This is a genomic window from Candidatus Neomicrothrix sp., from assembly GCF_035329545.1.
Classification (GTDB): domain Bacteria; phylum Actinomycetota; class Acidimicrobiia; order Acidimicrobiales; family Microtrichaceae; genus Microthrix; species Microthrix subdominans.
In genome coordinates, this window is record NZ_DAOLGP010000029.1 from 1 (window position 1) to 24,712 (window position 24,712).

At 69.6% G+C, this 24,712-nt stretch carries 24 protein-coding genes; 19 read left to right on the forward strand and 5 right to left on the reverse strand.

Annotated elements, in window-relative coordinates; translation table 11 throughout:
• Positions 1-166: 166 nt before the first annotated feature.
• Both tal and tkt read right to left on the reverse strand, forming a co-directional pair.
• Positions 167-1,276, reverse strand: a complete 1,110-nt coding sequence (gene tal / locus PKD89_RS14410) for a transaldolase (RefSeq protein ID WP_289011119.1) — start codon at positions 1,274-1,276, stop codon at positions 167-169.
• A gap of 51 nt (positions 1,277-1,327) precedes the next feature.
• A complete protein-coding gene (gene tkt, locus PKD89_RS14415) occupies positions 1,328-3,319 on the reverse strand; it encodes a transketolase (protein ID WP_287377980.1) in 1,992 nt (663 codons plus the stop codon).
• Positions 3,320-3,398: 79 nt separating this feature from the next.
• On the opposite strand from tkt, the gene PKD89_RS14420 reads away from it, so the two are divergent.
• The 4 genes from PKD89_RS14420 (at position 3,399) to PKD89_RS14435 (ending at position 6,625) form a co-directional block, all read left to right on the forward strand.
• The gene (locus PKD89_RS14420) at positions 3,399-3,809 is read left to right on the forward strand and encodes a hypothetical protein (RefSeq protein ID WP_287377983.1); all 411 of its coding nucleotides are present in this window, start codon (positions 3,399-3,401) and stop codon (positions 3,807-3,809) included.
• Positions 3,810-3,913: 104 nt separating this feature from the next.
• The gene (locus PKD89_RS14425; protein ID WP_289011118.1) at positions 3,914-5,089 is read left to right on the forward strand and encodes an FIST signal transduction protein; all 1,176 of its coding nucleotides are present in this window, start codon (positions 3,914-3,916) and stop codon (positions 5,087-5,089) included.
• Positions 5,090-5,130: 41 nt separating this feature from the next.
• Positions 5,131-5,640 carry an NfeD family protein gene (locus PKD89_RS14430; RefSeq protein WP_287377986.1) on the forward strand — a complete coding sequence of 170 codons (510 nt, stop codon included), beginning with the start codon at positions 5,131-5,133 and terminating at the stop codon, positions 5,638-5,640.
• Between the two features lie 10 nt (positions 5,641-5,650).
• Complete coding sequence (locus tag PKD89_RS14435) at positions 5,651-6,625, forward strand: SPFH domain-containing protein (RefSeq protein ID WP_287377988.1); 975 nt, start codon at positions 5,651-5,653, stop codon at positions 6,623-6,625.
• A 9-nt stretch (positions 6,626-6,634) separates the two neighbouring features.
• Here PKD89_RS14435 and PKD89_RS14440 read toward each other — a convergent pair whose 3' ends face one another.
• On the reverse strand, positions 6,635-7,690 hold the full coding sequence (locus PKD89_RS14440) for a restriction endonuclease (protein ID WP_287377990.1): 1,056 nt from the start codon (positions 7,688-7,690) through the stop codon (positions 6,635-6,637).
• A gap of 22 nt (positions 7,691-7,712) precedes the next feature.
• Here PKD89_RS14440 and PKD89_RS14445 point away from each other — a divergent pair, with 22 nt between their 5' ends.
• The 10 genes from PKD89_RS14445 to PKD89_RS14490 all read left to right on the forward strand — a co-directional run bounded on the left by PKD89_RS14445 (position 7,713) and on the right by PKD89_RS14490 (position 16,335).
• Entirely contained in the window at positions 7,713-8,588 is an 876-nt protein-coding gene (locus PKD89_RS14445) for an acyl-CoA thioesterase (protein ID WP_287377992.1), read from the forward strand.
• 31 nt (positions 8,589-8,619) lie between these two features.
• Positions 8,620-10,818: an acetate--CoA ligase family protein gene (locus tag PKD89_RS14450; RefSeq protein WP_287377994.1), complete on the forward strand. Its 2,199-nt coding sequence runs from the start codon at positions 8,620-8,622 to the stop codon at positions 10,816-10,818.
• Positions 10,815-12,320 carry a D-alanyl-D-alanine carboxypeptidase/D-alanyl-D-alanine endopeptidase gene (gene dacB / locus PKD89_RS14455; protein WP_289011187.1) on the forward strand — a complete coding sequence of 502 codons (1,506 nt, stop codon included), beginning with the start codon at positions 10,815-10,817 and terminating at the stop codon, positions 12,318-12,320. The genes PKD89_RS14450 and dacB overlap by 4 nt, the downstream gene beginning before the upstream one ends.
• Positions 12,321-12,351: 31 nt before the next feature.
• Positions 12,352-13,008 carry an LON peptidase substrate-binding domain-containing protein gene (locus tag PKD89_RS14460; protein WP_287377999.1) on the forward strand — a complete coding sequence of 219 codons (657 nt, stop codon included), beginning with the start codon at positions 12,352-12,354 and terminating at the stop codon, positions 13,006-13,008.
• A 112-nt stretch (positions 13,009-13,120) separates the two neighbouring features.
• A complete protein-coding gene (locus PKD89_RS14465; RefSeq protein WP_287378002.1) occupies positions 13,121-13,468 on the forward strand; it encodes a phage holin family protein in 348 nt (115 codons plus the stop codon).
• 54 nt (positions 13,469-13,522) lie between these two features.
• A complete protein-coding gene (locus PKD89_RS14470; protein ID WP_287378005.1) occupies positions 13,523-13,729 on the forward strand; it encodes a hypothetical protein in 207 nt (68 codons plus the stop codon).
• Positions 13,729-14,262, forward strand: coding sequence for a hypothetical protein (locus PKD89_RS14475; protein WP_287378006.1), 534 nt, complete (start codon positions 13,729-13,731; stop codon positions 14,260-14,262). Before PKD89_RS14470 ends, PKD89_RS14475 begins: the two co-directional genes overlap by 1 nt.
• 48 nt (positions 14,263-14,310) lie before the next feature.
• Positions 14,311-14,508 (forward strand): MoaD/ThiS family protein, encoded by a 198-nt coding sequence (locus PKD89_RS14480; protein WP_289011188.1) that lies wholly within the window; start codon positions 14,311-14,313, stop codon positions 14,506-14,508.
• 16 nt (positions 14,509-14,524) lie between these two features.
• Positions 14,525-15,466 (forward strand): ATP-binding protein, encoded by a 942-nt coding sequence (locus PKD89_RS14485; protein WP_289011189.1) that lies wholly within the window; start codon positions 14,525-14,527, stop codon positions 15,464-15,466.
• The gene (locus PKD89_RS14490) at positions 15,463-16,335 is read left to right on the forward strand and encodes a tRNA (adenine-N1)-methyltransferase (RefSeq protein WP_287378010.1); all 873 of its coding nucleotides are present in this window, start codon (positions 15,463-15,465) and stop codon (positions 16,333-16,335) included. Before PKD89_RS14485 ends, PKD89_RS14490 begins: the two co-directional genes overlap by 4 nt.
• 19 nt (positions 16,336-16,354) lie before the next feature.
• Here the strand turns inward: PKD89_RS14490 and PKD89_RS14495 are convergent, their stop codons facing one another.
• Positions 16,355-16,591, reverse strand: coding sequence for a ferredoxin (locus PKD89_RS14495; RefSeq protein WP_349257358.1), 237 nt, complete (start codon positions 16,589-16,591; stop codon positions 16,355-16,357).
• 245 nt (positions 16,592-16,836) lie between these two features.
• Here PKD89_RS14495 and arc point away from each other — a divergent pair, with 245 nt between their 5' ends.
• Positions 16,837-18,594 (forward strand): proteasome ATPase, encoded by a 1,758-nt coding sequence (gene arc, locus PKD89_RS14500; protein ID WP_289011190.1) that lies wholly within the window; start codon positions 16,837-16,839, stop codon positions 18,592-18,594.
• A gap of 62 nt (positions 18,595-18,656) precedes the next feature.
• Entirely contained in the window at positions 18,657-20,162 is a 1,506-nt protein-coding gene (gene dop / locus PKD89_RS14505) for a depupylase/deamidase Dop (protein ID WP_287378017.1), read from the forward strand.
• An 85-nt stretch (positions 20,163-20,247) separates the two neighbouring features.
• Here dop and PKD89_RS14510 read toward each other — a convergent pair whose 3' ends face one another.
• On the reverse strand, positions 20,248-21,564 hold the full coding sequence (locus PKD89_RS14510; protein WP_287378018.1) for an HNH endonuclease signature motif containing protein: 1,317 nt from the start codon (positions 21,562-21,564) through the stop codon (positions 20,248-20,250).
• A gap of 232 nt (positions 21,565-21,796) precedes the next feature.
• On the opposite strand from PKD89_RS14510, the gene PKD89_RS14515 reads away from it, so the two are divergent.
• From PKD89_RS14515 to PKD89_RS14525, 3 genes are all read left to right on the forward strand, one after another.
• Positions 21,797-23,041, forward strand: a complete 1,245-nt coding sequence (locus PKD89_RS14515) for an alkaline phosphatase PhoX (protein WP_289011191.1) — start codon at positions 21,797-21,799, stop codon at positions 23,039-23,041.
• Between the two features lie 163 nt (positions 23,042-23,204).
• Positions 23,205-23,414, forward strand: a complete 210-nt coding sequence (locus PKD89_RS14520; RefSeq protein ID WP_287378023.1) for a ubiquitin-like protein Pup — start codon at positions 23,205-23,207, stop codon at positions 23,412-23,414.
• Positions 23,415-23,431: 17 nt separating this feature from the next.
• Positions 23,432-24,709: an alkaline phosphatase PhoX gene (locus tag PKD89_RS14525; protein ID WP_287378054.1), complete on the forward strand. Its 1,278-nt coding sequence runs from the start codon at positions 23,432-23,434 to the stop codon at positions 24,707-24,709.
• Positions 24,710-24,712: the final 3 nt, after the last annotated feature.

Consider the following 24,712-nt stretch of genomic DNA (forward strand, 5'->3'; position numbering starts at 1 on the left):
CGGTGTGCACGGTGTGCACGGTGTGCACGGTGTGCACGGTGTGCACGGTGTGCACGGTGGCGTCGGAGAGCACCCCTGTTGCGGGGCGCCCGGATCCTTTGGGTGGCACGGCACGGTCGGCCGGAGCGCCGGAGCCTGCCGGTCGATCGGTCACGCTGTCGGTGGTCTATCCGTCGACCGAGGGGCCGACGCGCTCGGCCAACGTGGCGAGCACTTCGTCGAAGCTCGTGGCGAAGCTGGCCACGCCCTCGGCCTCGAGCTTGGCCGATACCTCGTCGAGGTCGACCAGCTCGCCCAGCTGCTCCCAGCGCTTCTGGTCTGCCTCCGGGCTGGCGTCGAGGGTGGACACCAGGTTGCCGTGATCGTCGAAGGCCTCCAGGGTGGCCTCCGGCAGGGTGTTGACCGTGTTGGGGCCGATCAGCGAGTCGACGTAATAGGTGTCGGGGTACTCGGGGTTCTTGGTCGACGTCGACGCCCACAGGGGTCGCTGCAGCTTGGCGCCGCGCTCCTCAAGGACATCCCAGCGGGAACCGCTGAACGCCGTCATCGCCAGCTGGTAGGCCAGCTTGCCCTGGGTGATCGCCGCTGTGCCCAGCAGGTCGAGCGCGTCGTCGGTGCCTACCTCGGTCAAGCGCCGGTCGACCTCGGTGTCGACCCGGGAGATGAAGAACGATCCGACGCTGGAGATGTGGCTGAGGGTGCCCTTGTGGGCCTCGAGCCCGCTCAGGTAGGCCTCGATCACGTCGGCGTACCGCTCGAGGCCGAAGATCAGCGTGACGTTGACCGGGATGCCCTCGGAAGTGAGCACCCGGATCGCCTCGATGCCCTCAGCGGTCGCCGGCACCTTGACGTACAGGTTGTCCAGGGCGAGGTTGCGGGACAGCTCCCTGGCCGCCTCGATCGTGCCCTCGGTGTCGTGGGCCAGCGCAGGTGACACCTCGACCGACACCCAGCCATCGACGCCGCCCGAGCTCTCGTGCACGCCTGACAACAGGTCGGCGGCCGCCGAGATGTCGCTGCCGACCAGCTGCCAGTAGGCCTCCTCGACCGATGCGCCGCTGCGGGTGAGGCGCGCCAGCTCGTCGTCGTAGTCGGCCGAGGCCATCGCCTTTTGGAAGATCGTCGGGTTGGAGGTGATGCCCCGCACGCCCCGGTCGATCCAGCGACGCATCTCACCCGACGTGATCCACCCTCGGGTGATGTTGTCGAGCCACGGGCTCTGTCCGCAGTCTTCGTGCAGTTTGATCAGCTGGCTCACGTTGTCTCCGGTGCTCATGTGCGTGGGGTGGGGGAGTCCCCGGTCGGGCGGGTACCGCCCGGTTGGAGCCTACCGATCGTCGAGCAGGCCTCGGGCGGCTTCGGCGACCGCCGTCGGGTTGATCCCGAGCCGGTCGAGCACGGTTCCGCCGGGCGCCGAGGCGCCGAAGCGGTCGATGCCGACGGTGGCATCGGCCCAGCGGTGCCACCCCAAAGTGACCCCGGCCTCGACCGAAACGACCGGCCGACCATCGGGCAACACCTCCGCCCGGTAGGCGGGACCGGCGGCCTCGAAGAGTTCCCAGCAGGGCATCGAGACGACGCGGGCCCCAATGCCATCGGCGGCGAGCGCCTCGGCCGCCTCGATCGCCACCGCCACCTCGGTGCCGGTGGCGACGAGTGTGACCCGGGCTTCACCCCTGTCCGTTTCGCTCGGGTCGGCGACTACGTAGGCGCCCTTGGCCACACCCTCGGCGGCCCGATCGGCGCTGGTGCTGAGGGTGGGGGTGCCCTGACGGGACAGGATCATCGCCACGGGGCCGTCGACGTGGGCGGCGGCCGCCCACGCCGCAGCGGTCTCGTTGCCGTCGGCCGGCCGGAACACGGTGAGCCCGGGGATCGTGCGCAGTGACATCACCTGCTCGACCGGCTGGTGGGTGGGGCCGTCCTCGCCCACTCCGACCGAATCGTGGCTCCACACGAACACCGCGCGGGCCTTGGACAGCGCGGCCAGGCGCACCGAGGGCCGGGCGTAGTCGCTGAACACCAGGAAGGTCCCGCCGACCGGCCACACGCCACCGTGCAGCGCCATGCCCACCGAGGCGGCGGCCATCGCATGCTCACGCACCCCGTAGTGCATCGCCATGCCGGCCGGATGCTCGGCCGATTGGAAGTCCGCACCGGCGAGCTTGGTGCCGGTGTTGCCCGACAGGTCGGCGGAGCCGACGAACAACGACGGCGTGAGCGGTGCCAGGGCGTCGATCACCTTCTGGGACGCCACCCGGGTCGCCGGCGAGTCGTCGGGGCCGAAGACGGGCAGTGCCGCGGCGATATCGACGGTCGGGCGGGCCGACCAGTCGGCTGTGAAGGCGTCGCGTTCCGCCGCCGGGGCGGCCTCGGTGCGCTTCGTCCACTCGGCGTGGGCCTCAGCGCGGCGGGAGGCTGCCGAGCGGTAGAATTCGGCGACGTCGTCGGGCACGTAAAACGACTTGTCGGCGGGCAGGCCCATCTGCTCCTTGGCCTCGGCGATCGTCTCGGCGTTGAACGGGTTGCCGTGGGCCTTGGGGTTGTCGGTCCAGGTGGGCGAGGGCGTCCCGACCCGGGTGCGCAGCACGATCAGCGTCGGCCGGGTCTCGTCCGTCTTGGACGCTTCGAGCGCAGCCTGGATGGCGTCCAGGTCATCGCCGGCCTCGCCGAGCTCGATCACCTCCCAGCCGTAGGCGGCGAAACGCTGCGGCGTGTCGTCGCAGAAGGCGATCTCGGTCACGCCGTCGATCGTGATGTGGTTGTCGTCGTAGATCGCCGTCAGCCGGCCGAGGCCCTGTGCGCCAGCGAGCGAAGCGGCTTCGTGGCTGATGCCCTCCATCAGGTCGCCGTCGGACGCGATCGTCCACGTGTGGTGATCGATGAAGTCGGCGCCGAGACGGGCCCGCAGACTGCGCTCGGCCAGCGCCATGCCGACAGCGTTGCCGAAGCCCTGCCCGAGCGGTCCGGTCGTCACCTCGATGCCGGCGGTGTGACCGGCTTCGGGGTGGCCCGGCGTGGCGCTGCCCCACTGGCGGAACTCCTTGAGATCGTCCAGGGTCAGGGGGTAGCCGGTGAGGTGCAGCATCGAGTACTGCAGGATCGACGCGTGACCCGCCGAGAGCACGAATCGGTCGCGATCGGCCCAGGTTGGATCCGCCGGGTCATAGGACATCACGCGGGTCCACAACACGTGCGCCAACGGCGCAAGGGCCATCGCGGTGCCCTGGTGGCCCGAGTTGGCCGCCTGAGGGCCGTCCATCGCCAGCGCACGCACGACGGAGATGCAGCGCTCTTCCAGGGGATCGATCGTTGACATCGGAGGGCACCTCGGCAGTGTGGTTCGGGACGACGGGGGTTGGGAGCGACGGTACCGCAGGCCCGGTACGGTGGCCTATATGCAGATCGTCGCCGCCCTGTTCACTGACGAGATCGAGCTGCGTCCGGTCCCCGGCCCGTCGACCCGGATCGATCTCACCGGCGTGCACTTTTCGGCGCCGGCGCCCTCCGCTCCGCCGGTGACGGTGACCCCGCACCTGGTCGTGATCGTCCGCAACGAGCCCGACGGGGCGCCGGACGGGGTGCTCGAGGTCACCTTCCACCTCCTCGACCAGCCCGACGGTACGGCGGAACAGATCGCCCGCAACGTGCAGCCGGTCGGGGTCGAGCCGGGCAAGTTCGCCTACCGACTCGTGCGTGCCGAACTCGAGTTTCCCGACCTGGGCACGGTCGAGGCCCGCTGCTGCATCGACCGCGGTGAGCCGGTCGTCGTGCCCTACACGTTGCTTGCTCCAGTAGCGGAGGGCTGAGCGGTGGAACCCAACACTCGCGTCGGTGCGCTTGCTCCAGTAGCGGAGGGCTGAGCGGTGGAACCCAACACTCACGTCGGTGCGCTTGCTCCAGTAGCGGACGGGTGAGGCGCTTCGCCGCAGCCGGGTCGGAACACCCGCTGACCCCGCATGCGGTGGGCGAGGTGTGCGGCGAGATCTCCGAGACGTTGGGTCCGGGCCCGGCCCCCGACGTCGTCATCGTGTTCTGCTCGGGCGACCACGTCGCCTCAGCCGGTGCGTCGCTGCGGGCGATCGACGCTCTGCTGTCGCCGCGCATCTGCCTCGGTGCCGCCAGCAGCGGCACGCTGGCCGGCGCACGCGAGGTCGAGGGTCGGGCGTCGCTGTCGGTGTGGGCGGCCAGGCTGGGCGAGGCCGTCGAGCCGGTGTCCTTCGACGTGGCCTCGGTTGCGGACGGCGTGATGATCGGGGGCACTTCCGAGCTGGTCGACGCCACCGGCCACCTGCTGTTGGTCGGCGACCCCGATGGTCTGCCGACGAGCGGCCTGCTCGCCAACCTGGCGCTGCGGGCCCCCGAGCTGGTCGTGGTGGGCGGGCTGGCGCCGCCGGTCGGCGTTCCGCCGGCGCCGCTGTTGTTCGAGGGCACCGAGCTGCGCACCGGGGGGGCGGTTGGCCTGCGCATCGCCGACAGCGTGCCGATGCGGGCGCTGGTCGCCCAGGGCTGCCGGCCCATCGGTGAGCCGATGGTGGTCACCGGGGCCGAGGGGACGATGCTGACCGAGCTGGCGGGGCGCTCACCCCTGACCCGCATTCGCGAGCTGGCCGAGCAGCTCGACCCCGACGATCGCGAGCTGGCCGCTCGAGGGCTGCACCTGGGGCTGGTCGTCGACGAGCACCGGGTGGACTTCGGTCGTGGCGACTTCGTCGTCCGCAACGTGATCGGCGCCGAGACCGACACCGGCTCGTTGGCGGTGGGCGAGCAGTTGGCGCTTGGCTCCATCGTGCAGTTTCAGGTGCGGGACCCGGCGAGCGCCGAGGCCGAGCTGGCCAGGCTCCTCAAAGATGCCGGGCCGGCGGCGGCGGCGCTGGTATTCACCTGCGTCGGTCGCGGTGCCGCCCTGTTCGGGGAGCCCCATCACGACGCGACAGCGGTGGCCGACATCAGCGGTGCGGGCGCGCTCGCCGGCATGTTCTGCACGGCGGAGCTGGGCCCGATCGCCGGCATGAGCAAGGTGCACACCTACAGCGCCGCCGTCGCCTTGTTCGGTGGGGCTGGGCCCGGTGCAGGCCGGGATGGGTGACGGCCGCGCCGGACGGTCACCGTCCCGGTAACCTGAGCCCCATGGACGCAGGCGACTGGGGTTGGATCTGGATGGTGGCGTTCGTCGTCTTCCTCGTTGGCGAGCTGGCCACGCCCGGCGCCTTCTTTCTGATCGGGTTTGCCATCGGTGCCCTGTTCGCCATGTCGGCCGCCTTTCTCGGCGCCGCCGAGGTCGTTCAGTGGGGTCTGTTCATCGCCGCGTCGGTGGGAGCGTTCGCTGCGCTGCGACCCCTGGCGCACCGAATGGACCGTCGCTCCGATGATGCGCCCCCGTTGGGCGCCACCCGGCTGTCGGGCGCCAGCGGCGTCCTGACCGAGGCGGCCGGGCCGGGCGGCGACGTGGTCGGCATGGCGAGGGTGGGCAGCGAGGAGTGGCGGGCGATCAGCGAGGATGGCCACGAGCTGCCGGCGGGCAGCCCGATCACCGTCGTGCGGGTCGAGGGCACCCGGTTGGTGGTTCGGGGCACCGGCTACCACCCGGTCACCGTCTGGACGTTGGGTGAACCGGGGGGCGGTGGGGGCGGGGCCTAGGCTTCCCGGCATGGAAGCAGCGCTCATCGTCCTGATCGTCATCGCCGTCCTGTTGTTCGTGGTGGTGGCCTCCTCGTTCAAGATCATCAACCCGTATCAGCAGGGGGTGGTCGAGGAGCTGGGCCGATACAAGGCCACTCGCGACTCGGGGTTGCGCCTGATCGTCCCGTTCATCCAGCGGATCCGCTTGGTCGACATGCGTGAACAGGTGATCGACGTACCGCCCCAGGAGGTGATCACCTCCGACAACGTCGTCGTGTCGGTCGATGCGGTGATCTACTACGAGCCGACCGACCCCCGACGCCTGCTGTACAACGTCGCTCAGTTCGTCCTGGCGGTCACCAAGCTGGCCCAGACCAACATGCGCAACGTCGTCGGTGACCTCACGCTCGACGAGGCGCTCACCTCGCGCGACACGCTCAACACCGAGCTGCGCTTGATCCTGGACGACGCCACCGACAAGTGGGGCGTTCGGGTGGTGCGCGTGGAGATCCAGCGCATCGATCCCCCCGGTGACGTCATGGCGGCGATGCACGAGCAGATGAAGGCGGAGCGCACACGCCGGGCGCGCGTGCTCGAGGCCGATGGCATCCGCGAGGCCGAGATCAAGACCGCCGAGGGGCAGAAGGCCTCGGCCATCTTGAAGGCCGAGGGCATCCGCCAACAGCAGATCCTCGAGGCGGAGGGTGAGGCCGAAGCCGTGCAGACGTTGGCCCAGGCCGAGCGGTTCCGCCAGATCACCACCGCCGAGGGCGAGGCCAAGGCGATCGAGCAGGTCTACGGGGCCATCCACGCCGGCGACCCGACCAACGACCTGATCGCCATCAAGTACCTGGAGACCCTTGGCACGATGGCCGACGGTCAGGCGACCAAGATCTACCTGCCGACCGACACGTCGGGGCTGCTCAGCTCGATCGCCGGTGTGGGCGAGCTGCTGCGGGCCACTCAGGAGAGCTCCGAAGGCGAGCGTCCCACCGCCGGCTAACCCGCGCCCTCAGCCGTTGAGGTGCGCCCGAACCTCGCCGAGGCGCCGAGTGACCGAATCGGACAGCTCGTCCCACGGCCGCCCATCGAGTGCGTCGATGACGACCGCCCGCTGGTCGGCGCTTCCCTCGAGCAGGCCGGCGTAGACGGGGACGTGCTGCAGGCCGTCGCCCTCGACGGTGATGGTGAGAGCGTCGTCGGGCAGCCCGGCATCGTCCAGCACGGCGCGGTGGCGCTGCACGGCGCTCTCGCTGGACACGCGTTGCAGCGCGCCGAGCGCGCTGCGCACGGCCCGGGTGATCTCGGCCACCCCGCTCAGCGGAGCGATCGCCGCCCGGGCGGCCACCTCCAGCCGGTCGTCGGCCAGTGGCACGCCCTGGAGCGTTGCGCCATCGAGGCCGTCGTAGGCCACCTGAAACAGCCGCGACCGGCTGGCCCCGGCCCGCCGACCGAAGCGCGCCGGCGGGGCCGGGTCGGCCACCCGGTAGGTGACGATGTGCACCGGCAGCCACAGGGCGGCCTGCCACACCAGGCGCTCGCCGCCCAGTCCCAGCCGGCCTCGGCCGGCCTGGCGCAGTGTGGCCGCAGCGCTCTCCGGTGAACGGGCGTGGGCGAAGCCTCGAACGGTGGCGGTAGCGCCGGGTGGCTGCGCCCAGCGCCCCTGGGCGGCGGCGGCGAGCACGTCGGCGCCGAGGCGTCGCTCCAGCTCGGCACCATCCCACAGCTCGATCCCCAGCTCGCGGGCCGCAACCGTCGCCCCGCTGCTGAAGCCGCCCGGTGCGGCGATGATGCCCTTGTGCAGGCCTAGGTCGGCCAGCACGTAGGCCAGCTTGGCCACGACGTCCTTGCCGACCCGGGCCTCCCACGACTTGGCCTCGACGACGGTGACGTACTCGGTCAGGGCGTCGCTGCGCCGGGCGACGACGTCGAGCTCGTGGGCGTTGCCCGACCGGCCCTGCACCACCTGGTTGGCCTGCGTGTCGTAGCCGTGCCGGGCGAAGTACGCCTGGATCACCGCCTCCAGCGCTGCGCCCCGCCGGGCGCCGATCGAGCTTGGTGTGGACACGCCTCCACCCTAGGGAGGACGGGTGACAATCTCACCGGACCCGACGTGGGTCGGGGCCCAACTGGTCGGCCGGGACGGCGGTGGGCGAGGGTTGGGCATGGATTTTGCCCTGATGATGGCGCTCGAACCCCACGGCACGGACGTGTTCGTCGGCACCGGACCCCAATATCCCTGGGGCGGACTCTACGGGGGCCAGATCGTCGCTCAGGGCCTGCGTGCCGCTCAGCTGACCGTCGACGACGAGTTCGTGCTGCACTCGATTCACGCCTACTTCATCCGCATGGGCGACCACACCGAACCGGTGCGCTTCGAGGTTGACCGGCTTCGCAACGGCCGCTCGTTCTGCACCCGGCGGGTCGTCGCCCGCCAGGCGACCGGTGCCATCTTGAACCTGGCCTGCTCCTTCCAGCGACCCGAGGAGGGGTCGGTGCTGCAGACGGTCGTCATGCCCGACGTCGCCGGACCCGAGGGCGTCGACGACGACTCCTGGTCGCCGATGTTCGAGCGCCGTCCGGCACTTCCCCGGGGGACGGCCGACCAGCCGGGTGCCTGGGCCGGGCTGTGGATGCGCACCCCCGGGCCGGTGGAACCGAGCCTCGCCCACGCAGCGCTCGCCTACCTGTCCGACGACGTGCCCACCGACGCGGTGCTGCCCCAGCACCCGGAGGCGCTGCCCGGCGGCGAGAACCACGAGCGGTTCATGGTGGCCAGCCTCGATCACGCCATCTGGTTCCACCGGGCCTTCGACCCGGCCGAGTGGCACCTCTTCGACGCCACCTCTCAGGGGTTCGGCAACGGGCGGGGACTGTCGGTCGGCCACGTGTACAGCACCGAGGGCGTCCACGTGGCGACGGTCACCCAGGAGGTGCTCATCCGTCGGAACCGCCGGCCGGGGTGACCGGTTCGCGCGTTCGTTAGGGTGTCACGCCGTGGCCAACCCCTCGGTACCGATCGCCCGCACGCTGTCCGAGCCCGACAGCAAGGCCCTGGTGGCCGCTTACGGAGTACCGGTGCCCGGCGAGGCGACGGCCGAGGATGCCCCAGCGGCGGCCGCTGCGGCCGACGCGCTGGGTTACCCGGTGGTGCTGAAGCTCGCCGGTGACTCGATCGCCCACAAGACCGAACGCGGCCTGGTTCGGCTGGGCCTGGCCACGCGCTCGGCCGTCGAGGCCGCCGCCGTCGACCTGCTCGGGCTGGCCCGTAGCGAAGACGGCAAGGTCGAGCTGCTCGTCGCCCCGATGATCTCCGGGGACCGCGAGCTGATCGCCGGTATGTTCCGCGACCAACAGTTTGGGCCGCTGGTGGCCTTCGGCTTGGGCGGCGTGCTCGCCGAGGCGATCGGCGACGTCGTCTTCGCCCCCGCACCGCTCAACCGGGCCGACGCCGCGGCGCTGATCGACCGGCTGGCCACCCAGGAGGTGCTCGGAGCGTTTCGCGGCCAGCCGGCGGTCGACCGGGAGGTGCTCGTCGACCTGCTGTGCGCGCTGGGCCGCCTGGCGGTCGAGCGCAGCGATGTCGCCTCGGTCGACCTCAACCCACTGATCGTCTGCAATGGTCGGCCCGTGGCCGTCGACGCGCTGGTCGAGCTCGGGGACCCGTCGGCGGGCGACCCCGCGGTCGGTGGCGGCGAAGCGGTCGAACCAGGGACACCTGGTGGTGGCGCCGGCGTCCACCGCCTCGATCCGCTGTTCAACCCGAAGGGGGTCATCGTCGCCGGGGCGTCGACCCACCCGGGCAAGTTCGGGTTCGTCACCCTGCACAACCTGCTCGCCGGTGGCTACGAGGGGCCCGTGTTCGCCACCAACCGCGAGCGGGCCGAGGTGCTCGGCCGGCCGACCCTCGCGTCGGTCGACGAGGTGCCCGAGGGCGAAGCCGACCTGGTCATCGTGTGCACGCCGAAGGCGTCGGTGCGCGAGGTGCTCACGCAGGCTGCCCATCGCGGGGTTCGGGGTGCGTTCCTCACCACCGCCGGGTACGGCGAGGCGGGGGAGGCCGGGCGGGCGGAGCAGGCCGAGCTGGTGGCGCTCGCTGAGGAACTCGACCTGGTGATCGCCGGCCCCAACGGCCAAGGGGTGATCTCAACCCCGGCCAAGCTGTGCGCCCAGATCGTGGCTCCCAACCCGCCGGCCGGTTCGATCGGGGTGGTCAGCCAGTCGGGCAACCTGGTGTCGGCGTTTCTCAACCATGCGGTGAGCTCGGGGGTGGGCGTGTCGCGGGCGATCTCGGCCGGCAACGCCGCCATGTTGGAGCCGATCGATTACCTCGAGTACTTCGCTGACGACCCCGCCACCTCGGTCGGGCTGTGCTACCTGGAGGGCGTCGGTGACGGCAGGGCCTTCTATGAGCGGCTGCGCGCCGTCACCCGACGCATGCCGGTCGTCGTCGTCAAAGGCGGCTCGACCGGCGCCGGAGCCCGGGCGGCGGCCAGCCACACCGGTTCGCTCGCCTCCGACGACCGCATCGTCGACGGCGTCCTCGCCCAGGCCGGAGCCGTGCGTGCAGCGGGTGTGGAAGCCGGTTTCGACGCCGCCGCGATGCTGGCCACCCAGCCGCCGGTTCGGGGCGGGCGCGTCGTCGTGGTCACGACGGTGGGCGGATGGGGCGTGGTCGCCGCCGATGCGATCGAGCGCAGCGCCCACCTGCGGCTCGACCCGCTGCCCGGCGATCTGAGCGCCGCCATCGACGAGCTCTTGCCGCCCAGGTGGAGCCGCAACAACCCGATCGACCTGGCGGGCGGCGAAACCCGGGATACCGTGCCCAGCGTGCTCGAGCTCGTCGCCTCCCACCCCTCGACCGACGCGGTGCTGCTGCTCGGGCTGGGCATCCAGTCCAACCAGGCGGCGCTGATGCGTTCGGGAGGCTTCTACCCCGACCACGGCCTTGAGCGAATCGTCGACTACCACGAGCGCCAGGACGAGCGCTACGGACGGGCGGCGGCCGAGGTGTCGGCGAGCACCAACAAGCCGGTGATCTGCGCCACCGAGCTGGCGGTCACCCAACCGTCCAACCCGGCACCGGCCGCGGTGGCGGCGACGGGCCGTTACGCCTGTGCGTCCGCCGAGCGGGCGGTGGCCGCACTCGATGCGATGGTCGCTGCGTCGACAGCCCTCGGGCGGACCAGCTCGTGAGCGCCCCGATGGACCGCAAGCGGCGCCGCCGCGCCAAGCAGCGTCGACGTCTGGGCTTCCTTCGGGGAGCGGCCTTGGTGCTCGCCATCGTCGGCGGGGTGCTGGTAGCGGCCGGCTGGGTCAGCGACGGTACCGCGGCGGTAGGCACGTCCCCCCGAACGGGCATGGAGCTGGCCACCCCGATGTTGTCGGCCCGGCGCGTGCCCGACCTGGTGTTGCGCCCGACCGCAGACCTCAAGATGGCAAAGGCCCTGGCCCCGCTGGCCCAACAGTCGCCACCCGACAGCTGCATCAGCGTCGGTCAGGCCGGCGGTCCCGTGTTTGAGCTCCGCCCCGACACGCCGCTGCTGCCCGCATCCAACCTAAAGATCCTCGTCGGAGCGGTGGCCCTCGAGGTGCTCGGTCCGGAGACGACGTTGACCACCCGGGTGGTGGCCGACGCCGATCCGGTCGGCGGCACGGTGCAGGGCGACCTGTACTTCGTCGGCGGCGGCGATCCGATCATCGAGACCGGTAACTACGACGCGTCCCTGATGTTTGCGCCCCAGCCACACACCGCCCTCGAAGGCCTGGCCGATGCCGTCCGTGCCGCCGGGGTGACCAAGGTGACCGGCAATGTGGTTGGTGACGATGGCCGCTACGACGACCTGCGAACGGTGGAGTCCTGGGATCCCGACGACCTGTCCAATGGCGAGGTGGGGCCGTTGTCGGCGCTGTCGGTCAACGACGCCCGGGACCGGACCAACGGCGGCGACCTGGACGACATCGTCAGCGGAGCGATCAGCGATCCGGCCGCCGACCCGCCGGCCCACGCCGCCGAGGTGCTGCGCGAGCTGCTGATCGCCCGCGGGGTGGTCGTCGAGGGCGCCTTCGCCTCCGGCGAAGCGCCCGACCAAGCCCGACAGATCGCAGCGGTCGACTCGCTCCCCGTCAAGGGGCTCGTCGCCCAAATGCTGCAGTTCAGCGACAACAACACGGCCGAGCTGCTGCTGAAGGAGGTCGGCCGGGAGCGGAGCGGCGTGGGGTCGACCGCTGCCGGCATCAAGGTGGAACTCGAGCTGCTCAAGGAGTGGGGCATCTCGACCGAGGGCGTCGTCATCGTCGATGCTTCCGGGCTGAGCGGCGCCGACCGGGTCACCTGCACGCTGCTGCGCCGGGTGCTCGACCACGGCGAGGCCGACGGACTGCTGGCCAAAGCGCTGGCGGTGCCGGGTGAAAACGGGACGCTCCTGAAACGCTGGGTCGACTCCCCGGCCCGGGAGGCGGTCCGGGCCAAGAGCGGCACGCTGTCGATCGTCACCGGGCTGTCGGGCTGGGTGCGCACCCCGGCGGAGTTCGACCTGTCGTTCTCGTACCTGATCAACCGCCCGGGGGCCAACATCGTCCAAGACGATCTCACCAGACAGGAGCAGCTGACCGAGACCCTGCTGTCCTACCCCCAGCTTCCCGACCCCAAGGTGCTGGCGCCCAGCGAGCCGCGTCCCGTCGGATCCGGTTCCTGATCCGATGGAGCCGACGCGTGGGATCGTTCCGATGTTCCCGTTGGGGTCGGTCGTGGTGCCCCACATGCTGTTGCCGCTGCACGTGTTCGAACCCCGATACCGCATCCTGTTCGAGGAGCTGGTGGGGGAGCTGCCCCGGCCGGACGACCAGGCGAGCCTCGGATCGGAACCCCGCTTCGGGGTGACGATGATCGAGCGCGGGAGCGAGGTGGGCGGTGGGGAGGTTCGCGCTGCGGTCGGCACCCTGGCCACCGTCGTCGGCGCCCAGCTGGCCGAGGATGGCCGATGGGCGGTGGTGGCGGTCGGCGGCGAGCGCATCCGGGTGCTCAACTGGCTCGACGACGACCCCTATCCACGGGCCGAGGTGGATCTGTGGCCCGACGAGGACCCGCCCGACCTCAACGCCGCTCTCGCCGGGTCGATTCCGACGCTGCTCGAGCGCCACGCCGAGCTGTCCGAGCTGATGGTGCAACTCGGTGTGGAGCTCGAACCTGGCGAGGCGGGCTCGGACGTGCCCGATGCCGGCGAGGACCCGGACCGGCTGATCTGGCAGCTGGCGCTCGCCTCGCCGCTGGGCAGCCTCGACCGCTACCGCCTGTTGTCCGCGCCCGGATCGGTCGAGCGGGCCACGCGGTTGGTGGCGCTGCTCGACGAGCAGATCGAGTTGGTGCGGGCCCGCCTGGAGTGAGCCGCCGACCTCGACGCGACGCCAGTGCTTGCCGGGGGGGCGCGCCGCCCACTAAACCGAGTACCTCCTGTCGGCCCGCAGCGGTCGACCGAAGCGCAGCCGAGGGAGCCACGTGGCAACGAAGCAAGGCGAAACTCCGAGTACCGGCGATCAGGTCGGCGAGCTGAAGAACCTGGTGGTCGGCTATGCCAAGCAGGAGACCGTCGATCCGCTGAAGTCGCTCGGCCGCTACGTCGGCTTCGGCGCGGCGGGGGGCACCTGCATCGGCATCGGCGTCGTGCTGCTCACCCTGGCGTTGCTGCGAGGATTGCAAACGATCGAGACGATCAACCAACCCGGCCGGGTCCACGGCGGCACCTGGTCGTGGGTTCCCTACGTCGGCGCTCTCGTCTGGCTGCTGCTCGTCACCGCCGTGGCTGCGAACGCCGCCAAGCGGGGCGGCGACAAGCGTCGGAAGTAGTGCCGGTTCCCTCCCGGCGTCCCACGGCCACACCTCTCGAAGGAAGAAGTTCACATGAGCGACGACAAGATTGACCGCAACGACATCCGCGATCAGATCGCGGGCATCGGCGAAGGCGTGACCCACCAGGCCGAAGAGGCGAAGACCCAGATCGTGGCGGTGGTGGCCGGGATCGGCCTGCTCGCCCTGATCCTGTTCTTCTTCCTCGGTCGCAAGAACGGCCTGAAGCGTTCTGCCGTGATCGAGATCCGCCGCTCCTGATGCTGCTCAAGCTTCTCAAGCTCGTCGCACCCTTCCTGGCAGGAGGCGGCCCGACGGGCGTCGTTGCGCGCAAGGCGATCGACTGGTTCCAGGATCGGATGGAGGAACCGGGCGAGCAGCGGGTGACCACCGCCAAGATGCAGCCCGGCGACCGGCTGGAGGTCGTGGCCCGCCCGGCACCGACCAAGGCCGAACGAAGGTTGGAGGCCGAGCTGGACGCCGCCAAGGCCAGGCTGGCCAAGGCCCGCAGCGCCAGCCCCAAGCAGGTGAAGGTGGCCAAGAAGCTGGAGCGCACCCAGACCCGCCTGGACAAGGCACATGACGGGTCGAAACGGGCGGCCAAGCTCGCCGCCGAGGAGGCCGACCTCCTGGTGCGCTTCGACCGCTTGGACGTGCGGCGGGACGAGCGGCGCCAGGCCGTCGACGAGGTGGCCGCCCTCGAGGCCAGCCTGGAGGCGGTTCGCGCCGTCGCACTGGCCAAGGCCGGCGGGTCGGGCACGACCAAGCGTCGGTTCTATCGCGCTGACGACTGAACGTCGCCGGTTGGTGAGCGTGCCCCCGGTCGATGCCAGACTGGGTTGATGATCGTGCACCTCCGCCAGCCGACACGAGAGGTCACCTTCGACGGCTCCCTGACCGTGACCGCCTTGCTGGGCAAGCTGGACCTCAATCGGGAGTCGGTGCTGGTGATCCGCAACGGGACGCTCGTGCCCGGCGACGAACGCCTGGGCGCCAACGACGAGATCGAGATCCGTCCCGTCGTCTCCGGCGGGGCGTGACCATGAGGTGGACACGATGAAGTGCCGGGTGTGTCGGGGGCCGGCCGTCATCGACCTACGGCGTCACAATGCCAACTTCTGCGCCGAGCACTTCGTGAAGTTCTGTCGCGACCAGACGGCCAAGGCGATTTCCGATCACGACATGGTGCAACCCGACGACCGCTTGCTGGTCGCCGTGTCGGGCGGCAAGGACTCGCTGGCGGTGTGGGACATCCTCATCGCGCTCGGCTACAGCGCCGATGGGCTCTACGTCGGACTGGGCATCGGGGAGTACTCCGACGCGTCGGCCGACGCAGCGCGGGCCTTCGCCGAGCAGCGCGGGTTGACGTTGATCGAGGTCGACCTGGTCGAGACCTACGGCTACGACATCCCCACCGGATCGCGGGCCGCCAAGCGCACGCCGTGCTCGGCCTGTGGCATGTCGAAGCGCCACGTCTTCGACGAAGCCGCCCGCAACGGCGGCTACGACGCTCTGGTGACCGGCCACAACCTCGATGACGAAGCTGCGGTGCTGTTCGGCAACGTGTTGCGCTGGCAGATGCCCTACCTGGGCCGGCAACGGCCCGTGCTGCCCGCCGGCGACGGCTTTCCCCGCAAGGTGAAGCCGCTGATCCGCCTGGGGGAGCGCGAGATGGCCGCCTACTGCGTGGTGTCGGGCATCGACTACCTGGTCGAGGAGTGCCCGATGGCCGCCGGCAACCGCCACCTGGCCTACAAGGAGGCGCTGACCGGTATCGAAATCCGCTCGCCGGGCGCCAAGTTCGCCTTCTACCACGAGTTCCTCTCCAAGGCGGCCGACCGCTTTGCCGACGACGAGACGACCGGGCGCGACGAGCTGGGCATCTGTGAGCGCTGCGGGTCGCCGTCGGAGTCCGAGGTGTGCGCGTTCTGCCGGCTGGCCGAGCGCGCATCGGCGGCTCAACCGGTGCAGCTGTCCAGAAGGGACGGCGGAGCGTGAGCGAACCGACCACCCACGGACCACCCAACGACGGCGCCGCCCGTTCGGGCCACCACGGACTGCTCGAGGAGGGGGAGTCGGTGCTGCTGATCGACCACAAGGGTCGCCGCTACCTGCAGACGCTGAGCGAGAACCAGGAGTTTCACAGCCACGCCGGGCCGCTCGAGCACGACCGCCTGATCGGCGCAGAGCCCGGATCGACCCATCGCACTACCAAGGGCCTGACCTTCACCGTGTTTCGGCCCACGCTGTCCGACCTGGTCTTCAAAATGCCCCGTGGGGCCCAGGTGATCTACCCAAAGGATTTGGGGCCGATCCTGATGCTGGCCGACGTCGCGCCCGGCGTCGAGGTGCTCGAGTCCGGCATCGGCTCCGGAGCGCTGTCGTCGGCCATGCTGCGCGCCGGCGCACGGGTCACCGGCTACGAGCTGCGCGAGGACTTCGCCCGACGGGCTCAGCTGAACGTGGCCCGGGCGGTCGGACCGGAGGCGGCGGCCCGGTTCGCCGTCGAGCTGCGCGACGTCTACGAGGGTATCGAGGTCGGTCCATCAGGTGGATACGACCGGGTGGTGCTCGACCTGCCGGAACCGTGGCAAGTGGTACCGCACCTCCAAGGTGCGCTGCGGCCGGGCGGCATCGTGTTGGCCTACACGCCCAGCATCATGCAGGCCAGCCAGTTCCGCGAAGCGCTCGTCGAGGCCGGGCTGGTGCTCGCCGAGACGCTCGAGGTGCTGCACCGCACGTGGAAGGTCGACGGTGCCGCCGTCCGCCCCGACCATCGCATGGTGGCCCACACGGCGTTCCTCAGCCACGCCCGAATGCCCTCCCGTTCCGAGCGAACCCTGCCCCCGGAGCGTGACGGCGCCTAGCGCAGCCGAGGAACTCGGGTCACTCGGCTTCGATGAAGATGCACTCGCCGGGACACTCTTCGGCGGACTCGATCACGCCCTCGAGCTCGGCGTCGGGGATCTCGGCCTTGCCCTCGGCGCCACCTGGATCGTTGAACACCTTGTCGCCCTCGACGACGTAGGCGAGACCGTCGTCGAGGAGCGTGAAGACGGCCGGCGAGATCTCTTCGCACAGGCCATCACCGGTGCAGAGATCCTGGTCGATCCAGACCTTCAGTCCCATGACTTCTCCTTACGTTGCCCCGCGACGCGGGTGGGGGTTCGGCGCTGTGGCCCTTATTTGGTGAAACACCAGCGGGTGCTTCTCCCGTAGCTCAGCATAACGACGCCTCGGCAGATAAACCCGGTATTTGCCGGAATAATGGGACAAGGTGACGCCTGTCTCTGGCGACAACCTCGCAGGGTGTGGCTCGCGGGGCCGGGCCTGGCGGGTAGCTTGGCCGTGAGCAGTGGGAGGGGCGGATGACGGCCAGCGACGAGACGAGACGACTGAAGGCCGAGGCCGAGGAACTCCACGACGCCGTGGCGGCGGCCGAGCGCGAGCTCGCCATGCTCACCCGTCGCGGCGCCGAGGCGCCCAAACGCATCCGGACCCTCGAGGACCGTCTGGTCGAGGTCAAGTCGCAACTGGCCCAGGCGGTCACGCAGAACGAGAAGCTCACCTTCACGCTGCGCGAAGCCCGCGATCACATCGCTGCGCTGCGCGAGGAGGTCGACAAGCTCACCCGTCCCCCTGCCGGCTACGCCACGCTGCTCGCCTCCAACGACGACGGCACGGTCGACGTGCAGTCCGGGGGTCGCAAGATGCGGGTCGAGGTGTCGCCCGCCGTGGAGGTCGCCGAGCTGCGCCGGGGTGCCGAAGTGGTGCTCAACGAGTCCTACAACGTCGTGATGGTGCGGCCGCCCGACCTGACCGGTGAGGTTGTGACGATCAAGGAGATCCTCGTCGCGGGCGCTCGTGCCCTCGTTGTCGGCCGTGCCGACGAGGAGCGGGTCGCCGAGCTGGCCGATCACCTGGCCGATGCGCCGCTGCGAGCCGGCGACACGATGCTGATGGAGCCGCGTGCGGGCGTGCTCGTCGAGCGATTGCCCCGGCCGGAGGTCGAGGAGTTGGTGCTCGAAGAGGTGCCCGACATCGCCTACACCGACATCGGGGGCTTGGACCGCCAGATCGAATCGATCATGGACGCGGTCGAGCTGCCGTTTCTGCACAGCGAGCTGTTCGCCACCTACGACCTGCCTGCGCCCAAGGGCATTCTCTTGTACGGGCCTCCCGGCTGCGGCAAGACGCTCATCGCCAAGGCCGTGGCCAACTCGTTGTCCAAGCAGGTGGCCCGCACCACCGGCGCCGATGCCCGCAGCTTCTTCCTCAGCATCAAGGGTCCCGAGCTGCTCAACAAGTACGTCGGCGAGACCGAACGTCACATTCGCCTCGTCTTCCAACGGGCCCGCGAGAAGGCGGCCGAGGGCACGCCGGTGATCGTGTTCTTCGACGAGATGGAGAGCCTGTTCCGCACCAGGGGAAGCGGCATCTCCTCCGATATGGAATCGACGATCGTGCCCCAGCTGCTGGCGGAGATCGACGGCGTCGAGGCGCTGCGCAACGTGATCGTGATCGGCGCCTCCAACCGCGAGGACCTGATCGACCCGGCCATCCTGCGGCCGGGCCGCCTCGACGTGAAGATCAAGATCGAACGCCCAGATGCCGAGGCGGCCACCCGCATCTTCGGGGTGTACCTCACCGCCCGTGTACCGATCGCCGAATCGGAGGTCGAGGAGCTGGGGGGCGGCGACCCGGCCAAGGCGCTTCAGGCGATGGCCGAGGCCGCCGTCGAGGAGATGTACCGCGACGACGAGGACAACCAGTTTCTCGAGGTCACCTACCAGAACGGCGACCGCGAGATCATGGGCTTCCGCGACTTCTCGTCCGGCGCGATGATCGAAAACATCGTGCGCCGCTCAAAGAAGCTGGCCATCAAACGGGAGCTGGCCGGCGGTCCGCGCGGGGTGCTCGCCGCCGATCTGGTGGCCTCGGTGCGCCAGGAGTTCCGTGAACACGAGGACCTGCCCAACACGACCAACCCGGACGACTGGGCCAAGATCTCGGGCAAAAAGGGAGAGCGGATCGTGTACGTGCGAACGCTGGTGAGCCATCCCGAGGAGGATGAGCCCGAAGGCGGGCGGGCGATCGAGCGGGTTCAGACCGGCCATTACCTCTGATATGGCCATTCGTGACAAGGCCGTTCGTGACAGGGCCGTTCGCAACACAGTGACCCGCTGACATGGCCATTCACAAGGTCCTCGGCATCGAGACCGAGTACGGCATCATCGTGCGCAATGCGCCCGAACAGAACCCGATTGCGGCCTCCAGCCTGTTGGTCAACGCCTACGTGAGCGAGGTGGCCCGTGCCGGCACCGGTCCGCGGATCGGCTGGGACTTCGGTGACGAGATGCCCGCCAACGACGCACGCGGGGTGCTCGAGCAGTACGTGCAGCCGCCTGAGGTGGAAACTCACCTGGTCAACGCCGTGCTGACCAACGGGGCACGGTTCTACGTCGACCACGCCCACCCCGAATATTCCTCGCCCGAGGTGGCATCGGCGCGCGATGGCGTGGTGTGGGACCGGGCCGGGGAGGAGGTGTTGCGCCGGGCGATGACCGCCGCCAACGCCATCTTGGAGGACGGCCAGGAGGTGATCGTCCACAAGAACAACTCCGACGGCAAGGGCAACAGCTACGGCACCCACGAGAACTACGTGATGGACCGCAACGTCCCGTTCAACCGGATCGTCGCCCGCGCCACTCCGCACCTGGTCACCCGCCAGGTGTTCTGCGGCGCAGGCAAGGTGGGGAGCGAGCTGCCCGGCCGAAAGGACGTCACCTACCAGCTCAGCCAACGTGCCGACTTCTTCGAGGAGGAGGTTGGCCTCGAAACGACGCTGAAGCGGCCGATCATCAACACCCGGGACGAACCCCACGCCGACCCGCGCCGCTACCGACGCCTACACGTGATCATCGGTGATGCCAACATGTCGGAATGGGCCACCTGGATGAAGCTGGCGACCACCTCGATCGTGCTGGCGATGATCGAGGACGACTGGCCGATGGGCGAGCTTCGGCCGGTGACCCCGGTCGCCACCCTGCGCCACATCAGCTGGGACCTGAGCCTGAGCGAAACCTACGAGACGCTCGATGGTCGCACGATCACGGCGCTGGGGGCCCAGCGGGAGCTGTGCGCGCTGGCGCGTGGTTGGGGCGAGCAGTGCGACACCTCGGCGGTGGGTGGCGACGACGTGCTGGCCGAGGTGCTCGTCGAGTGGGAGCGGGTGCTCAACGACCTGGAGCACGACCGCCAGCGTGCCGCCGACCGGGTGGACTGGGTGGCGAAAGGCCGGCTGCTGGGCGGGTTCGCCGAGCGGCACCAGTTGCCACCTGGCGCCCCCAAGCTGCGGGCACTCGACTTGCAATACCACGACATGCGCCCCGATCGCTGCCTGGCCCTCCGGGCCGGCCTGCGCACGCTGGTGAGCGCCGTGGAGGTGGCCGCCGCCGTCGACCTGCCGCCCACCGACACTAGGGCGTGGTTCCGGGGCACTGTGCTCGCGCGGTTCACCGATCAGGTGGTGACGGCCAACTGGGATTCGATCGTGTTCGACACCGGTTCCTCATCGCTGTCGCGGGTGCCGATGATGGAGCCCACCCGTGGCACCGAAGCGATCCTGGGCGAGATGGTGGCGGCCAGCGCGGACGCAGCCGAGCTGTTGGCCAAGCTGAACGCTTCGAGCTGACCCAGTTTCGGGTGGTTCGAGTCGCTGCTCATTCGAGCTGACCTTTCCCCCTGGTCCTGCAGGTTGCCGGTCCTTCCAGCTGCGCTCATTCGAGTTGGGAGCCGTCGGGGCGGGTGGTGTGCCAGGTGCCGTCGGGCTTGCGGTGGATCCGGAAGCCGCGCCCTTGAAGTGACTGTTGTTTCCAGCGGTTGTGTTTGCCGCACAACGGTGCCGCGTTTGACGGGCTGGTTGGGCCACCACGGCCGTGTTCGTGGAGGTGGTCGACCTCACAGGCGCTGGCCGGGACGGTGCAGCCGGGCCAGACACAACAGGTGTGGCCGGCGGTGGCGGCGGTGCGGGCCGAACCGGTGAACCGTCGGGCCCGGCCGAGGTCGATGACCACACCGGCGGCATCGACGATCATGCGGCGGATCTGGGCGGCGAGACCGTCGAGGCTGTTGGTGGCCGCTTCGGTCGGGTCAACGCCGTGACTGTCACCGGTGCGACACATGTAGCTGTCGGGGTCGAACTTGGGTGCCCGGTCGGCGTCGATCGCGTCGAGCATTTCCTCGTAGGCGGTTGCTGTCCAGTGGATGTTGTGGACGAACCCGGGCGGGACGGCACCGTCGGGTGCTGATGCTGGGTCTTGGAACAGCCGGTGCAACGCGTCGGCACGACGTTGGGGCGGGGTGCGTTCCAAATCGGCGTTCGTGACGGCGTCACCGAGGCGGGTTTTGGCTCCGGCCCAGTCCGCCCGGAATTCGGCGTCGATGTACCGATCGAGGATCTCGCGCATCTCAGCACCCTGGATCGACGCGAAGAACCCGGTGAGGTCCCAGGAGTTGTCCCACGGGTTCTGGACCAGTTTGGTGTTGCGGTTGGTGTGGTTGCGTTCGTTGGCCGGTTCGGGGCCGTCCTCGTCGATCAGGCGTTCCCACTGGCGGGTCGTCAACTCGAACTGCCTGGCCGACAGGATGTTGGCATCGGCAAGGAACTGGTGTTGGCGGGCTTCCATCGCGGGTGCGACCCGAGGATTGGTATGCACCCGGCCCAACAGGTGCATCTGATCGGTTCCGATCTCACCATCGGCCCACGCGTCGGCCAGCTTCGGCAGCGAGCGGCACGCCCTAGCGGTCTTCTCACGTGCCGATGCCTCCGCCCCGGACAGCTTGGCGTGATGCTTGGCCATCACCATGGCCGACGCGTGCCCGTCATCCACATACAGCCCGGCCCGGTCGATCGCACCCACCAACGCCGTGGCCGCAGCGTCAACCTGCCGACGTAACACCTCAACCTCACGCAACCACACGATGGCATCGGGGCCGTCAACCGGCGCCACACCGGCAGCAAACAACCCATCAAGACCCAGGTTGATCCGGTCGATCACCGTCCTCGCGTCAAGCGCCCACACCATCGAACTCATGTACCCCAGTATGAAGAGGACCAGTGACAAGCAAACAGGGTTCTGCGACACTGTGTACGACGTTCGGGCATCTGGCGAACGTGTCGGGGGCTATCCGTAGCGGGATTGATATCGGGCCTGCAGCGGAGCGATGCGATGGCGATGAAGAGCTGCGATGGCAGCGTCACGGTGGCTGGCGCCTGGGGTGAATAGTGCGTTCCATTAGGTGGGAATAGATCTCTGAGGGGGACCAATGAAGCATCAACACCCGCCCGACACCTCCCGGCGTCGTCTGCTGGCCGCCTTGGCTGGATTGCCCGCTGGCGCTCTGCTCGTCGCCGCTGATTGCAACGCCGTCACCACCCCACCCCCCGGGTCGACCACGTCGACGACGGGCACAGCGACGACGGCGACACCGACGACGGTTGTGCCCCCCGTCTCGTGGACCCAGCCGGTGGTCAATTCCGGCGCTGACGGCCTGTGGGTGCCCCAGGGCTGGAGCACCAAGGTGTTGGCCCGTACCGGTGAGAAGGTGGGCTCCACCAACTACGTGTGGTCGGCCGCCCCCGATGGCGCCGCCTCGTTCGTCGATCCGGGTGGCGTGGGGTGGTGGGTGGCGATCAACCACGAGGCCAGCTCCCGCAGCGGCGGTGGGGCGAGCGCCATCCATCTTTCCGAGGACGGCGAAGTGATCGCCGCACATCGCATCATCGGCGGCAGCTCCTACAACTGCGCCGGTGGCGCCACCCCGTGGGGCACCTGGCTCTCGGGGGAGGAGGTTGTTCGGGGGCGTATCTGGGAGGCCAACCCGACGATCGCGAACAGCGGTGAGCTGCGACCAGCGATGGGCGTCTTCGCCCACGAGGCGGCGGCGGTGGACGAAGCCCGTAAGGGGATCTACATGACCGAGGACCAGCCCGACGGTCGCCTCTACCGCTTCACACCAAGGTCGTGGCCCAACCTGAACGCTGGAACCCTCGAGGTGGCCGTCGTGAGCGGTGGCACCATCGGTGGCACGGGGTCGGTCGCCTGGGCCGAGGTGCCCGACCCGTCAGCGGCGACGACCGACACCCGTGCTCAGGTGGCCGAGTCCACCCCGTATGCGGGCGGGGAGGGCATCGCATTCGGCCACGGCAAGATCTTCTTCTCGACCAAGCACGACAACACGGTGTGGGCCTATGACCCGGCCAGCAGTGTGATGACGATCGTGTACCGGGCCGGCGCCGGCGCCGTGTTGACCGGGGTGGACAACCTGTGGTGGGACGACCTGTCCTCCACGCTGTTGACCGCCGAGGACGGCGGCAACATGGAGTTGGTTGCGCTAGGCCTCGATGGCTCGGCCGTTCCGATCCTGCGGGCCGAGGGTCATGGTGGCTCGGAGATCACCGGCCCCACCGTCTCACCGAATCGCCGGTTCATGACGCTGTCCAGCCAGCGGGGGAGCGCCAACTCGATTGGGGTGACCTGGCTGGTCGAGGGCGCCTTCCCGTCGCGCTGACCCGGGACGGGAACTGCGCCGCCACGTCGGCCTGACGACGAGGCTTCGAGTTGGTCGGCGCGTTCCGCCAGACGCGTGTGGGCGAGATAAGCGGGGGAGGCCGCTTACCCGCGCTAAAAAGTCACACGGCTGGACTAAGTTGCGGCCTGACCCAGGAGGGCTGATGGCCGAACGAGAAACACAGCGCAAGGCGACACCATCCCGTCAGGCGGAGGATGAACAGGTCGATGAGGCAGTGCCCGGTGGCCAGGCGGCCGAGACCGGCGAGCGGCTGAAGGCCGAGCTCGATGATCTTCTCGACGAGATCGACGAAGTCCTCGAGACCAACGCCGAGGACTTCGTGAAGTCCTACGTGCAAAAAGGCGGCGAGTAAGCACAGGTGGGGGAGCGATGAGTTCGCAGCACCCACCCGATTCGTCCCGGCGTCGGCTGCTGGCCGCCTTGGCCGGAGCGCCGATCGGCGCCTTGCTCGTCGGCGCCGGCTGCAGCTCCGATGGCGGCGACACCGCGTCCACGTCCGGTTCAAAGAAGAAGACGACGACGTCCACCTCGACGAACGGAGTGCCAACGTCCGCGCCGTCGACCCCGGCGTCGTGGTCCAAGCCGACGATCGACTCCGGTGCCGACGGCCTGTTGGTGCCCGCCGGGTGGAGCGCCACCGTGCTGGCCCGTACCGGCGAGAAGGTCGGCTCGACCAACTACGTCTGGTCGCCGGCGCCCGACGGCGCCGCCACGTTCGCCGACCCGGACGACGACGGTTGGTGGGTGGCCATCAACCACGAGGCCGCCTCCGACAACGGTGGCGGCGCAAGCGCCATCCATCTGTCCGACGACGGCAAGGTGATCGCCGCCCATCGCATCCTCGGTGGCACCACCCTCAACTGCGCCGGCGGCCCCACCCCTTGGGGCACCTGGCTGTCGGGCGAGGAGTTTGACCAGGGTCGTGTGTGGGAGGCCGATCCGACCGTCGAGAACAGCGGCGAGGCTCGGCCGGCGTTGGGCGTGTTCAAGCACGAGGCCGCAGGGGTGGACGAGGCCGGCAAGGCGGTCTACCTGACCGAGGACCAGCCCGACGGTCGCTTCTACCGCTTCACTCCGTCGTCGTGGCCCGATCTGGGCGCCGGCACCCTCGAGGTTGCGGTGGTGAAGGGCGGAAGCATCGACGGCACCGGAGCGGTGACGTGGGCGGAGGTGCCCGACCCGTCGGCGGCGGAAATGGCCACGCGAACCCAGGTGGCCGACTCCACCCCGTATGCGGGCGGGGAGGGCATCGCGCTCGGCGACGGCAAGATCTTCTTCTCGACCAAGCTGGACAACACGGTGTGGGCCTACGACCCGGCCAGCAACGAGATGTCGATCGTTTACCGGGCAAGCGGAGACGGCGCCACCGGAGACGGGGACGTGCTGACCGGCGTCGACAACCTGTGGTGGGACGGTCCGTCGGCAACGCTGTTGACCGCCGAGGACGGCGGCAATATGGAGCTGGTTGCACTCGGCCTCGATGGCTCCGCCGTCCCGATCCTGCGGGTCGAGGGTCACGATGGCTCGGAGATCACCGGCCCCACCGTGTCACCCGACCGCAAGTTCATGACCCTGTCCAGCCAACGGGGGCGCAAGGACTCGATCGGGGTGACCTGGCTGGTCGAGGGCCCGCTGCCGTCGGTCTAACCG